A 13994-nucleotide genomic window follows, 5' to 3' on the forward strand; every position below is an offset into this window, starting at 1 on the left:
GGAAGTTTACTTTATGGAAAAGGCCAAAATTAACGGAACACAATTATTTGTCCTCGTTGTATTGTTTGAAATGGGTAGTGCTCTTGTAGTCGGTCTTGCTACCTCTGCGAAACAAGATGCTTGGATTGCGGTAGTGCTCGGAATGGTGGGAGGTGCCGTTCTTTATTTAATTTACCATCGCCTTTTTATGTTTTACCCAGATATTCCTTTAACAAGTTATGTTCAAAAAATAACTGGAAAGTATATCGGGCGGTTCATAGCATTTTTGTATATTATTTATTTCATGTATGTTTCTGCGAGGGTGTTGCGTGACTTTGGTGAACTATTAACAACGACCATCTATTCAAGTACACCATTATTTATTATTAATACATTAATGATTCTAACTATAATCTATGCAATTCAAAAAGGGTTTGAAGTGATCGCGAGAGTGGGTGAACTTTTTTTTATCCTCGTTTACATACTGGCGATCGGAGGAGTGCTTTTAGTAGCCTTTTCGGGATTGGTCCATGTGGACAATCTTCGACCGATTTTAGAAAATGGTGTAATGCCCGTTCTGAAAATAACCGTTGGTCAAACCTTAACTTTTCCGTTTGGTGAAATGGTCGTATTTACGATGTTACTTCCGTATTTAAATGAGCCCAAAAAAGCAAAACTAGTTTGTTTGGGTGGGATTATTTTAAGTGGTATAAATATTACAATAACAACTCTCGTCAATATAGCTGTTTTAGGAGCCGATCTTTATGCACGTTCTCCCTTCCCGCTCTTAAATACGATTGGTAAAATTCAAATAGGGAATTTTATCGAAAGACTTGATGTTTTTTTCATGCTGTATTTAATGGTTGGAGGATTTTTCAAAATCACCATCTTTTTTTATGCAGCATTGGCCGGAACAGCAGACATATTCAAGTTTAAAAGCCAAAAAAAACTCTGTTTCCCAATCGGACTAATTATTTTATTTGCTTCAATGACCATCGCATCCAACTATGCTGAACACGCTAAAGAAGGACTAAAAGTTATACCAATTTATTTACACTGGCCATTTCAAATTATTATCCCAGCTATACTGCTAATCATTGCCTATTTCAGAAATAGAAAGAAGCAGCCACAAAACCAGAACCAGATTCAGAACCAAAACCAGAACCTGAACCAGAATCAGAATTAAAATTAAAACTATTAAAAACTAGGCTGTTAAACTACAGTCGTTATTGTTTAACGAGCCATTTTTAAAGTAGTAATAACGGCAATCATTACTCGAGTAATCCGAGAAACCAATGAAAATAAAATAAGCGGAGATTTTTCGGTTAAATGCAGAATGGAGCTCGTTTCGTGGTGTATGATATGCTCCCCTTTAGGTAGACAGATTAAAAAATAAAAATCTGTTTACTCAAGGGGAGTATTTATTTTGTCTAAAAGGTCTTATCCTGTAGAAGAAAAATTGAAGATATTAAGGGCGTGTGAGGAAGATAATTATTCAATTTATAAAATTGCATCTATCTATAAAGTGAACAAATCCACCATTATGGAATGGAAACACAAATTCGATAAAGATGGGATTGATGGCCTAAAAGAATCAACCAGTAAGAAAATGTACTCAAAGGAACTTAAGCTTTCAGCTATTAGAGATTATCAGTCTGGGGAATACTCTCTTCGAGAGATTAGCAGAAAATATGGACTCACTGATAAATCTACACTTAGTAATTGGATCAAGAAGTATAATAGTCATAGAGAAATAAAGGAAACGTCAAAAGAAAGGACGAGCTCTATGACTAAAGGGAGAAAAACTACTTGGGATGAACGGATTCAAATTGTGATTAATTGTTTGGGGAACGGTAAAGATTATCAAAAAACAGCTGAATTACATAATGTTTCTTACCAACAAGTGTATCAATGGGTTAAGAAGTATGAAAATGGTGGAGATGAAGCGCTTAAAGATAATCGTGGAAGGACAAAAGAAGAAGCAGAATTAACTCCAGAAGAGAAAATCAAGATTCAGTTTAAAAAGTTGGAAAGAGAAAATGAACGGTTACGTGCGGAGAATATGTTCTTAAAAAAGTTAGAGGAGATCGAAAGGAGGCGAAAGTAAGTCAAATCCGATTTGAGGATAAGTACATCGCTATTCAGGAGCTTCACGAGAAAGAGAATTTAAGCATTAGTTTACTTTGTGAAATTGCGGGAATTGCACGTTCTGCATACTATAAGTGGCTTAATCGTACTCCTTCTTCCCGAGAAATACTAAATAAAGAAATCATTAAGGAGATGAAAATTCTCCATGAAAAGGTTGATAGTACCTTCGGCTATCGTCAAATGACCCTTCATATGAATAGAAAGTTTGAAGAGAAACTTAATCATAAAAGAATATATCGACTAATGAAAGTAGCTGGCTTACGCTCTGTCATTCGGATCAAGAAAAAACAATATAAAAGCACTACACCTCAACAAGTGGCAGAAAACATATTAAATCGGGAATTTACCGCGGAAAAACCAAATGAGAAATGGGTTACAGATGTAACAGAATTTAAGTATGGCCAATCAAAGAAGGCTTATTTAAGTGCAATTCGTGATCTTTATGATGGATCAATTGTAAGTTATGTTTTAGGACATTCCAATAATAATCAACTTGTATTCAAGACGCTTGACCAAGCTACAGTACTATTAGATGGGGAACATCCACTTATCCATAGTGATCGTGGGTTCCAGTACACTTCAAAAGGATTTAAGCGTAAGATAGACGCGGTAAAGATGACACAAAGTATGTCACGAGTTGGTCGGTGTATTGATAATGGACCAATGGAATCTTTTTGGGGAACACTGAAATGTGAGAAGTATTATTTACATCAATATCAGACATTTGAGGAACTTTCTCTTGCGATAGATGAATACATCCATTTTTATAATTATGATAGATACCAAAAACGATTAAACGGCCTTAGCCCTATGGAATATAGAGCTAAAGCCGCTTAAATCTTTTTTATTATTTCCACTGTCTACTTGACAGGGGGCAGTTCAGTATAAGCGGAGGTTTTCCGGTAACGCAATGCAAAGCCCCTCATTTTCGCGGTTTTTGAGTAAATAGGCGGAAACTCTCCGTCTATTTAAGCCTATTTTTAAGCCAATTTTTTAATTAAGAGGAATTCTTCCGTCTATTAACAATTCAGACAGGTATAAAATATTAACATTTACCTTTAACAGAGACATCCATGCAAAATTTTTGGTATATCTATGAATGAAATAACAGTTATCCACAGTTATTTCAGGGTAGAGCTAAAAAATAAAAAAAAACGGCAGTTAACCTGCCGTAGTTTTCAATTTGGTTCAGTTTGACTACCTGTTCGATTTGCATTTTCCTTATACATCGGTAAAACAATATGAACGGATGTCCCTTGGTTTAATTTGCTTTCAAATTGAATCGTTCCATTATGGGACTGAACTATTTTAAAGCTAACCGTTAGGCCTAAACCTGTACCTTTTTCTTTTGAAGAGTAAAAAGGTTCGCCGATTTTTTCTAAGCGTTCTTTAGAAATGCCGATTCCAACATCTTTTATTGCGATGGAGATTTTGTCCTTTTCTACCTTTTCAATTAATACTTGGACTTTTTGTCCGCTAGTTGAAGCCTCGATCGCATTTTTAATAAGGTTGATAAACAGTTGTTTCAATTGATTTGGCTCACACTCAATCCATAGTTCCTGCTGTGCGGAATGAGAGTCAATCTGAATATTATACAAATTTGCTTCTGTATTTAACAGTGAAATAACATCAAACATAATTTTTTTAATATCGGCTTTTTGGAATTTCAAGTGCTGAGGTTTCGCTAAGAGTAATAATTCGCCAACAATATGATTAATTCGAGTTAATTCATCCATCATGATTGTATAGTAAAACTGGTGCTTTTGGTCTTCCACTTGTAAGAGCTGAACAAATCCGATTAATGAGGTAAGCGGGTTACGGATTTCATGTGCAACACTTGCTGATAATTCCCCCACTACTGATAGCTTTTCCGATATCCTTAGCCGTTCCTCGGTCTGCCTTAATGTGGTAATATCCCTTCCGTAACCAATAATACCTGCAATTTTTCCATCAACAATGCTTGGTAAGAACGTGCATTGTAAAATAATATTTTTGCCTGTTTTATGTGGAATATTAATTTCGTACATAACTGGTTTTTTATCGATACTGACAGTAGCTATCTGCTGCATAACAGTTTCCTTGTATTGTTCAGGTAAAATGTGGCTGATATTTTTACCGATTATTTCTGCAGACACATAACCAGTGATTTGTTCAAATTGCGGATTTAATTTTATGATGGTTCCGTTTAAATCTACCATATAAACCATATCTAAATTATATTTAAATAATGATTTATATTGTTGTTGACTTTCTTCCAACTGTTTTTTAACAAAAATTCCTTCAGTAATATCCCGCCCAATGATGACTAAACCTTGGCGGCTTCCATCCGAATAATAAAGGGGTATTTTAATGGTATCGAAGGTTTTGAATGTTCCATTTGTCAGCGGAATAATTTCTTCAACACGAGTATTTTTCCCATTCTTCCATGTTTCCGCATCAGACTCTACACAATTTCTAAAGGAATCTCTATAAAAATCTGTATACTCGGCTAATTCGGAGTCCTTTTTCCCTCGATAATCAATATGTTCAAGCTGGAATAGCTGCAACACAAATTTATTGGCTTCAATCCATCTTCCTTCGCCATCTTTAAAAACAACGATATCTACCATGGAATTAATCAATGTAGAGAGCCGTTTTTCATCTTGCTTGGAAGTACTTAATTCTTCTGTTTTTCGTATAAACGAATAAAATACAGCTCCAGTGACAACTACATAAAAAATCTCTTTCAATCTTTCGACAAAGAATTCAAATGGTGCAGGGGTAAGCAGATGAACAACATAATTGGTTCCATATATCCATATGAAACTTGCGATGAAGTAAAAAATTAATAACCTTCTTTTCTTCATGAAAAACTCCCGTTCTTTTTACAAGGTTATGTTAAACATAATCTATTGATTTTTGGACCATTCACGCTTTAGTGAGGATATGAGTCAAAAATCGCATTTACCAAATAGGATAATTCACCAATGACATATGCAATGTTTATCATTTCTCTAGTGATAATAAAATACTTAAATTCTATAGTACAGGATTGCCCACTAGTTTGAAATAATAACAACGATAAAATTAATATTCTATTTTTTAAAAAAGTCGCAAGTATAGCTAAAATAATAGTGAACTCCACTTTTGTTGGTCTTATTCCAAAAGCCTTCCCAACGGTTTAAAAATAAAATCAATCAATTCAGTAGGACCAGGTAAATCAGGAAAAAGGAATAAGAGGGTAGCCAATAGCCATCCAAAAGCAGTCAAAATAATAAACGCTCCTTTTTCTTTTTTTTGCTCCTTTTTGATTTTTGGCCATTGGTATAGCACGATAAAAAGAATTATTAAGCTACTTGAAATTACTGGGCCCCATCTCATTATTTCAGCACCTCTTTTTGAGGATTATTGGATAGGACTGAATTCATTCCTTGTCTCCGTATTTTGATATTCGCTTCAATCGTAACCTCAAGGGTTGGGAAAATTTCATTCCACCGATATTTTTGTTTTGCCCATTCTTTTGGATATTTACGATGGAAAGCATCTGCGAATCCAAAAATATCAGCATTCATTTCCTTTTGCACTTGTGCTAATGCCTCGTTTGCTTTGTTTTTAATTTGTTTATTTATTTTCTCTTCAAGTGGTTTTACTATCTCTGGCCGCGCCATATCTAAATTGGTTGTATTTTGAATGATATCTGTATCCGCTACTGCATGGAGTTTGATTTTCCATTTACCATTCACAATTTTGGGAATTAATTTTGTATTTGCCCGTAATATATTCATTGAAACATATCCACCACCTCTGACTTTAGGCTTAACAGTAATGGTTGCTATCCTTACTTCGTCTCTAAACCATAGGACTCCCCTTGTTATTGAGTCATCAATTCGACCGATCATTTTCCCTTTAATAAAGATAGCCGTTCCGGTGATATAGGCGATAGATTGATTTTTTTCTCCCTGTTCTGGTGGAAGAATTTTTATCCAAGGAATTGCACCAGCTTGAGATTCGCTGATTAACATTTGTGAAAAGTCTTTTGCTGTTATCTCCATCCCAATTTTGAACGATCCAAATTCCCGTAGGACTTCAGATATGTCACGTTCAAGGGGTGGAATAAGATTTAATATTTCCTTTGTCTTTTGTTCACTGACAAATAGCTGGGCACGTTCTCGAAGCTGTGGATGTCGCAGGATGAAATCGACTTGGGGGGCAACACCATTCTTTGCAAGCTCTTCATCGAAAATAAATACTTTACAGTGCCCCCAAAAAATATGTCGAGGGATTTTTTCTTGAAGTTTAGACATTGCATCAGCAATTGTTTTTCCATCAGCCGATCGCACCAATGTCTGTACCGAGCCACCCCCCCCACTACCACCTTCAACTCCCTGTTGACTGCTTTTTCCTTTTGGAATAAATACGAGGACAGACAACTCGATAGATCCATCTGAATTTCTATCAACTCCAGCAGCTGTTACAAGTGCTAAATCGTTCACCTCTTGCCTGTCCCAACAACCTGTTAACAACAAAACTGTAAATAATAAGAGTAGGGGAATTATTATTTTTGGCAAAAGGTTCATCCTGTCATTGATCCTTTCTTTTGGTTAATTTTGTTTCGAATCAATGCAATACTGAGTAGCATGATTGGAATTCCGACCTGAAAAGATAAAAAGTAAAAGGCAGCAGATGTACTTAGAAAATGAGCTAATTCCTGCAAGTTCGGTGCAGACCATGCTCCGAATAGGATTAATAAAAATCCGATCGGTAAAACAATGGGTCGAAAATCTGAAAGCTTTACCAATTGGGCAGTACCAAGAACAAGTACATAATAAAAGACCGTTATTTTAACAAATGTTCCTGCTACCCATATCGCCATTACAATGGATTCAAGATGCTCTAAAAAATCAGCAACACTAATGTATCTTGCAGCAATCATTACTGGATAAGTCAATTCAGCCGTCAAATTCCCAAATAATAAAAGTGTTGTGAAATTCGTCAAAACCATTAAAAACATGACACTAAAAACAGAAATAAATCCCCATTTCATCCCTTTTTCTTTGTCAGTTAAGTATGGAAAGAAGAAGGAGACAAGAATAAATTCACTAAACCAGCTTTGTGGAACAACAGAACCTCGAAACGAAGATTTCAGTCCGCCCTCCATGATCGGAAACATATTTTGGATGTGTAAATCTTTTAACAACAATACGAAAATGAACAGATAGAGGAGGCACACGACTGGAACAATAATTTCAGAACATCTGCCTATGACTTCAAGCCCTCCGAAGACAGCAAAGGAGCAAACAATGACCATACTTCCTAATATGACCAACATGGGAGTATGAGGAAGAAAGGTTCCTGCGACAAATTCTCCATACTCAAGGACTATAATTCCTGTCACATGTAAGTAATAAAATAAAATAACAGCTCCAATCAATTTTCCTAGATATTTGCCGAGAATAAGCTCGCTGTATTCAATGAGTGTTTCATTTGGATAAAGTTTATGGAGCCTGTAAGCTAAAAATACGGTTAGAAAACCGATAAGAGAAGCCCAAATCGGTGAAATCCACAAGTCCTGCTTTGCATTTTTCGCAGTAATTGCAGGCACTAATAGCAAAACAGTTGCCATTATGGCTGGATTCATCATAATTGCCATTTGTGTAGCGGAAATTTTCCCGCGTTCAATCATCTTTTCCACATCTCCTAGTCAGTGCCTTTAGATGGATCTGGTTTTTGTCCGTTCGGTTGCCGATATTGATTGTAGTTTCCTGTTAAACGTGGTCTTGTTTTAAGTGACCACCACGGGGCTCTAACTAGAACATCTTTCATTTCAGAACCTTTCATTGGAGCCATAGGTGATAGATAGGGTACGCCGAATGATCGTAGTGTACTTAAATGAATGATTATGGTGATAAGGCCAAGCATGATCCCGAGTAGACCCAGTGTTCCGGCGAGGAACATGATGGGAAAACGGAGCATACGGATGGCAATTGCTGCATTGTACCGAGGTATCGCAAACGAAGCGATTCCGGTAATGGCAACGACCATAACCATTGGTGCTGATACGAGTCCTGACGAAACGGCAGCTTGACCAATTACTAGTGCTCCAACAATACTAACTGCTGAACCTACTTGTTTTGGTAAATGAATTCCTGCCTCCCGTAATGCCTCAAATGTTATTTCCATAATTAATGCTTCAATTAGAGCCGGAAACGGAACTTCTTCACGCGACTTTGCTACGCTTAACAATAGGGTCGTTGGAACCATTTCATGGTGAAAAGTTAGAATAGCAACATAACTAGAAGGGAGAAGCAAAGCAATCAGTAAAAAAAAGTAACGTAACCAGCGGATTAATGTTCCAATGATAAACCGTTGATAATAATCCTCCGCAGACTGAAAGAGTGAATAGAGTGTTGTCGGTGCAATAAGTGCAAAAGGTGTACCATCAACCAAAATAACAACGCGACCTTCAAGCAAGTTAGAGGCAGCCACATCTGGTCGTTCTGTATTTAGGATCTGTGGGAAAGGCGAGAATGAATTATCTTCAATGAATTCTTCAATATAGCCGCTTTCTAAGATACCATCAATTTCAATCCGATTTAATCGATTATTCACTTCATCAATCAACGATTGATCAGCAAGTCCTTCAATGTAAAACAAAGCAATTTGCGTTTGACTATAACGTCCGACACTTAAAGATTTTATCTTAAGTTTGGGGCTCTTAATTTTCCTTCGCAAAAGAGTAGTATTGACTTTTAGTGTTTCTGTAAAGCCATCCCGTGGACCACGGACAACAGATTCAGCTATTGGCTCTTCAATTGAGCGTTTTTCCATTTTGGCTAACCCTGTTACGATGGCTTTCGCTTGACCATCAATTAGAATAACAGGGTTCCCCGCTGAGACTTGTTGGATGATTTCTTGAAAAGTATTAGCTTGGGTAACCTTTGAAACCACTATTTTCTCACTAAGTACTGTTTGTATATCAGAAAGATTCAAAATATCTTGTTGCATAAGCGGGGTAAGTACGCTTTTATCAATCTCCTCAGTATTAGACATCCCTTCAATATAAAGGAGACAGGCTTGTGTTCGATGACCAATTAAAAATGAACGAAATACCACATCGGAACAATCTGAGTAGATTGTTTTTAATACTTGTTCATTCTCAAGTAGAATCCCTGAAAGTCGGTCTTGTTCTATTGGCTGTTTTATAGAAGCGTCCTGTTGTTCTTGGACAGTGTTATCAGGATTGAATTGTGATTTTCGTAACTTTTTCCGCAAGTTCATTATGAATTCCTCATCTTATGTAGTGGTAGCAATGTGAATTAACATAAAATACCTTTTTGGTTCTCTTTTAGTATGATTTCCAAATGGTTTTTTTAACCAAAATAATCGATTGGAACAGTTGATATTTTTTGTAAACCCCAAAATGTAAATTGTATAATAAAGGTAATGGGCTTTTAGAGAGGGGACACTAATAAATGGAAAAAGTAAAAAAGGGAACATTTAAGAAAAGAATGGTACTAACGCTGAGTATTGTAAGTGCAATTGGTCTTATATATATTGGAATCTTACAATTTAAAATTTATCAGTACAGCCATAAGGAAGTTCCCAAAAATGCTAGCTATTTAATTATTCTAGGAGCTAGAGTCAAAGGTACCATCCCGTCATTGGCCCTTAAAAGTCGAATTAATGCAGCAACAAAGTATTTAGAGGTAAACAAAGATACTATTGTTATTGCATCAGGAGGTAAAGGCCCAGGAGAAAAGATTTCTGAAGCAGAATCTATTAAAAAAGAGTTACTAAAAAGAAATATAAATGAGTCGCGAATCCTTATGGAAAATCGCTCAACAGATACATATGAAAATATAAAATTTTCAAAAGCATTTATACCCAAAACGGCAAAAGTTGGGGTTGTAGTAACCAATGGTTTTCATGTTTACAGGTCAATTATAATAGGAAAAAATCAAAACTTAAATTTAGAGGGTCTTCCTGCAAAGACACCAAAACAGGTTCTTGTACAGCTATATATTCGCGAATACTTGGCACTAACAAAATACTTTTTGACAAGATAGTCTTGGGATAAGTTAGGTGTTTTTATATTAATGAAATTTTTAAAATTATTGATTTCCACAGAAAAAAGCCCATCACCGTTATACCTATGATGGGCTTTTTGATCATATAAGATTTGTTAATTAAAGGTTATTCTGCTGCAATGAAGGAAATTTCAATCAAAACAATTTCCGAGCGGCTTCCAATCCGAAGAGGTGGCCCCCAAAAACCAAAACCAGAAGAAACAATCGTATGAAGCTGATTTTTTTGCAAGTAACCCCAATCTAATTCAAATAATTTCCGAGTGAAGAGGTGGTTTGGCGCTAATTGCCCGCGATGGGTATGGCCCGATAACAGTAGATCCACATGGTTCTTTTCTGCTTGTTTGATTTCAGTAGGTTGATGGTCCAACATGATTATTGGAACTGCTGGATCAACGTTAAGAAGTAATTCTTCAATGGATAAGCGATCTCGATCGGTTTTATCTTTCCGCCCTGCCAGATAGAAGGAGTTATCTATCTCTATTAATTGATCCTGCAAGATTACAATGCCGTTTCGCTCCATTTCGGTTACAAACCTTGATATTCCTCCGCCGTAATACTCATGATTTCCGAGGACGCCATAAACGCCTAATGGTGCTGATAGACCCTTCATAACTTCGCCCATATTCTTCGAGATAAATGGCTCTGGATCATCATCAATAATATCTCCTGGCATAAGGATAATATCTGGCTGTAATGCATTTACTTCCTTAACAAGTCGCCGGACATGTGATAAGCCAGAGAGTAGACCGAAATGCATATCAGAAGACATAACAATCCGAAGCTGTGAGTGTTTGCTTACATGCTTTGGGATAACAAGGGAATAAGTACTAACTGCTGGGCTGTACGCATTATATGTTCCATAAATGAACAGAAGAACAAAGAGTGTTAGAACAACGAAACCAATCCAAATTATGATCGAATGGAATGATAGCCCTTCAATTTGGAGAAACCATCCTAATAAATCAGCAATAGGAAGGATCAAAATAGAATATTGAAGGACAGCAAACCAATAGGATCCAAGTACTTTAAAAAAAGTCCATTTTTTCATGAAATGAGCTATTACATATGCATAAGAGAGAATCCCTATAAACAAACCAAAAAGCCATTTATGTTGGAGGCCCATTATCGTATGTAGCCAAACCCAACCATTCCACCCAATATAAAAAGTAAGAGCCGAATAGATAAATAGAAAGATGATTATGCGCAAAACAATTCGTGGTTTCATTGTATCTCCTTTTGTGAGTACACTCAAAGGTATAAAGTCGAAAAAATAACTTTTTAGGTCGAGTACTTCATGGAAGAAGGAGTATACCAAAAGAAATAATGTAGAGGAATTTCCTTTGCAATTATTTACGAGGCGATACCCATTTTTGCTACTCTACATAACTTGCGGAAAAAGAATTATAACCTGTCATCTTCCCAAAGTTTATAATAATACTCCTCAAGTTCTGGTTCATTGCTTTCGCAAATTTCTTCCATATCAATCCCGATTAATATTAAATTAGTAATCATCGTAAGTTTCCTCCTATTTTGTTAAAAATTTATGATATTTGTAAATTTTAACAAAACAGTGTAGGAATTGGAACCTAAACATTTAGACTTTTTTATTCAAAAAGCGACATAGAAAAGGCGATAAAGTGCAGATAAGATCATTTTTTAGTCGGATAGTTTTCCTGTTTTATCGAAATTTATTTGTCGAATTCCCAAGCCAATTTTAAAGAGTCGATTAAATAATCAACAATGTACTCAATTTCAAGGTTATCGATCGTCAACTTGGAGTGGTGAACCGAATAGCTCTCTTGTCTTTTATAGAATAATTCTTCGATTTCCTTCAGTGAAAGTCCCTGAAGAATAGGCCGGCTATCAATTAGTATGTTCAACCGCTCTTTCCATGATTCCCAAGACATATCAAGATAAATCACAACACAATTAGCTAAACAAATATCTCTAACTTCCTTTTGTAAAAAAGCCCCGCCACCAACTGAGATAATTTTTAATTTTTGGCTGCTAAATTGTGAAATTAAACTTTTTTCCTTTTCTCGAAATGCCTTTTCACCAATGGTTTTAAAGATTTGCGTAGTAGGCATCTGGTAGATATTTTCGATTTCTTTATCTATATCAATAAAAGTTCTAAATAATTTTTTTGCAACAAGTTGTCCGATAGTGGTTTTACCAACACCCATAAAACCGATAAAAACGATGCTTTTTTCTTGAAGTGAGCTTTTTGTATTTACCATTTTAAGTAAGGCACTTCCTTATAGTAATGTCTAGTTTAGTAATAGGATTATTTTAACATAGGTTTAGTAAAGGGGGAAAATAACATGAAGAAATTTCTAATGATTAATGATTAAGGGAGAGGAATTTTCGAAACGATCTAAAGAGTAAGGCTTTACCCGTGCCCGCCAGATTTCTTTTTAAAGAATAAGTTAAGGATAGAGTTCAAAAAAAAGGTTTAAACAAACTAATGGTCACTATGAATCTCCCATAGTGACCTAACTTTAACATCATCCAGATATTGAATTTGATTGCGGGGTTTGAATGGATTCTGGAACACGAAGAAGGATAAAGCCACCAATTAGGAATAAGATAATCAGGCTGAATACTCCACTATTGGTATTATGTGTTATTTGGGCAGTAAATCCTACTAAAAAAGGACCAAGGATTGCTGCAAATTTATAAAAGATGTTGTAAAATCCAAAAAACTCATTTGCCGATTCTCTTGGAACAAGCCTTGCGAAGTAAGCACGACTAAGCGCTTGGATTCCCCCTTGTGAGGATGCAACCATCATTGCTAGAATCCAAAAATCTAAAGTAGTTTTTAAGAAATAAGCGTATATGCAAATGATGATATAAACAGATATCCCTACAAGTAGCATTGTTTTTGTCTTGAATTTCTCCGCTAGGCGTCCATATAAAATGGAGAAAGGGGCAGCAACAATTTGTGTGGCAAATAAAATAATAAGAAGATTGGTTGAAGTGATTCCAAGGTCGGAACCGTAACTTGTTGACATGGTAATAATGGTATTAACCCCATCAATATAAAAGAAATAAGCAAGTAGGAAAAGAAATAGGGGGCGATATGCTTTAATATGTTTCATGGTTTGGAGCATACGTTTAATGCTATTTGTTACGGGTTTTGGTTCTCGTTCAATATAATAAACCTGGTGAACATTCTTAAGCATGGGAATGGTGAACAAACCCCACCAAAGAGCAGTGATTGCGAATGATGCTTGACTTGCAACGGTTACAGATAAGGGGATAACTTTTTGTTGGGCTAGAATTATTAGCACGATGCTTAACAAGAAGGGAATAGTGCTTCCAACATAGCCCATCGCAAACCCTCTTGCTGATATTTTATTCATGCGTTCTTCACTGGAAACATCAACCAGGAAAGCATCGTAGAAAATATTGGCCCCAGCAAAACCAATGACGGTTATCATATAAAAAAGTAAGAGAATAACCCATTGATTAGTGGGAACAATCGCAAGCAATGTCGTAAAAACGATTCCAAGGGCAAAGAAAAAGGTGAAAAACTTCTTTTTAAACCCTTGGTAGTCTGCAACAGTTCCAAGAATTGGCGCACAAATCGAAACCAGGAGTGTCGCAAGTGAATTTGCATATCCCCAATAGGCTGTCGAAGTGGATGCTTCGATTCCAGCTTGTGTTGCTGCATTTTTAAAAAATAATGGAAATACAGCTGTTGTGATCAGTAAAGAATAGGCTGAATTTGCCCAATCATAATAAGTCCAGCTTTTTTCTTGCTTAGACATCTTTTTCAATGGCTAGCCTCCTATTAAATTC

General features: G+C 36.0%; 11 protein-coding genes. 3 read left to right on the forward strand and 8 right to left on the reverse strand.

The window, feature by feature from the left end:
* Positions 1-13: 13 nt before the first annotated feature.
* The gene (locus RCG20_RS21000) at positions 14-1165 is read left to right on the forward strand and encodes a GerAB/ArcD/ProY family transporter (protein WP_308182079.1); all 1152 of its coding nucleotides are present in this window, start codon (positions 14-16) and stop codon (positions 1163-1165) included.
* A gap of 240 nt (positions 1166-1405) precedes the next feature.
* Positions 1406-2964, forward strand: a protein-coding gene (locus RCG20_RS21005; RefSeq protein ID WP_308182080.1) for an IS3 family transposase whose coding sequence is annotated in 2 segments (ribosomal slippage) — positions 1406-2048 and positions 2048-2964 — 1560 coding nt in all. Because the reading frame shifts where the segments join, the coding sequence is not laid out codon by codon here.
* Positions 2965-3305: 341 nt separating this feature from the next.
* Here RCG20_RS21005 and RCG20_RS21010 read toward each other — a convergent pair.
* The 5 genes from RCG20_RS21010 to RCG20_RS21030 form a co-directional block, all read right to left on the reverse strand.
* A complete protein-coding gene (locus tag RCG20_RS21010) occupies positions 3306-4973 on the reverse strand; it encodes a PAS domain S-box protein (protein WP_308182081.1) in 1668 nt (555 codons plus the stop codon).
* A gap of 289 nt (positions 4974-5262) precedes the next feature.
* Complete coding sequence (locus RCG20_RS21015) at positions 5263-5487, reverse strand: hypothetical protein (RefSeq protein WP_308182082.1); 225 nt, start codon at positions 5485-5487, stop codon at positions 5263-5265.
* Positions 5487-6674 (reverse strand): Ger(x)C family spore germination protein, encoded by a 1188-nt coding sequence (locus RCG20_RS21020; protein ID WP_308182083.1) that lies wholly within the window; start codon positions 6672-6674, stop codon positions 5487-5489. Before RCG20_RS21020 ends, RCG20_RS21015 begins: the two co-directional genes overlap by 1 nt.
* A gap of 5 nt (positions 6675-6679) precedes the next feature.
* The gene (locus RCG20_RS21025) at positions 6680-7789 is read right to left on the reverse strand and encodes a GerAB/ArcD/ProY family transporter (protein ID WP_308182084.1); all 1110 of its coding nucleotides are present in this window, start codon (positions 7787-7789) and stop codon (positions 6680-6682) included.
* Between the two features lie 14 nt (positions 7790-7803).
* Positions 7804-9384 carry a spore germination protein gene (locus RCG20_RS21030; protein ID WP_308182085.1) on the reverse strand — a complete coding sequence of 527 codons (1581 nt, stop codon included), beginning with the start codon at positions 9382-9384 and terminating at the stop codon, positions 7804-7806.
* A gap of 194 nt (positions 9385-9578) precedes the next feature.
* Between RCG20_RS21030 and RCG20_RS21035 the strand changes: the two genes are divergently transcribed.
* On the forward strand, positions 9579-10172 hold the full coding sequence (locus RCG20_RS21035; RefSeq protein WP_308182086.1) for a YdcF family protein: 594 nt from the start codon (positions 9579-9581) through the stop codon (positions 10170-10172).
* Positions 10173-10299: 127 nt separating this feature from the next.
* On the opposite strand, the gene RCG20_RS21040 is transcribed toward RCG20_RS21035, so the two are convergent.
* From RCG20_RS21040 to RCG20_RS21050, 3 genes are all read right to left on the reverse strand, one after another.
* Positions 10300-11418, reverse strand: coding sequence for a metallophosphoesterase (locus RCG20_RS21040; RefSeq protein ID WP_308182087.1), 1119 nt, complete (start codon positions 11416-11418; stop codon positions 10300-10302).
* Between the two features lie 463 nt (positions 11419-11881).
* Positions 11882-12430 (reverse strand): shikimate kinase, encoded by a 549-nt coding sequence (locus RCG20_RS21045; RefSeq protein WP_308182088.1) that lies wholly within the window; start codon positions 12428-12430, stop codon positions 11882-11884.
* 267 nt (positions 12431-12697) lie between these two features.
* Positions 12698-13972, reverse strand: a complete 1275-nt coding sequence (locus tag RCG20_RS21050) for an MFS transporter (RefSeq protein WP_308182089.1) — start codon at positions 13970-13972, stop codon at positions 12698-12700.
* Positions 13973-13994: the final 22 nt, after the last annotated feature.

Origin of the sequence: Neobacillus sp. PS3-40 (assembly GCF_030915485.1) — a bacterium.
GTDB lineage: Bacteria > Bacillota > Bacilli > Bacillales > Cytobacillaceae > JAUZPL01.